We start from the raw sequence: 324 nt of genomic DNA, 5'->3' as shown, positions 1-324 counted from the left end.
GGTTTTCTGCTACTCTAATAGGTTTATCGTAGATGATCGTGGTAGGTTTTGCGGCATATTTCAGTATATCGTAAGCTACCTCGGGCACCTCTTCAACAAATTGGTTGAGCATCTTAAAATCTGAAACCAGGCAAATGAGGGCCTTTTCTTCACTTCTCTTCTTTAAAGCATAGATCTTGTCGATAGCATCTGCATTGGTTGCATCACAGCCAATTCCCCAAACCGTATCGGTAGGATATAAAATTATTCCTCCTCTTTTTAAGACGCTTAATGCGTTATTAATTTCTTCATTAGTCTCCATTAAGTACTTCTTTATAAACTGCA

The 324-nt window shown here is 38.3% G+C and carries 1 protein-coding gene; it reads right to left on the bottom strand.

The genetic code is table 11. The features are described 5' to 3' along the window. Nucleotides 1-301, bottom strand: a 301-nt coding sequence (locus HC175_RS22090) for an L-threonylcarbamoyladenylate synthase (protein WP_168140006.1), incomplete at its 3' end; no start/stop codon positions are given. Between the last annotated feature and the right edge of the window lie 23 nt (nucleotides 302-324).

This window comes from Salinimicrobium oceani, from assembly GCF_012037645.1.
The sequence above is the reverse complement of the archived record's forward strand: the minus strand, read 5'-3'. Positions and strand labels throughout refer to the sequence as shown.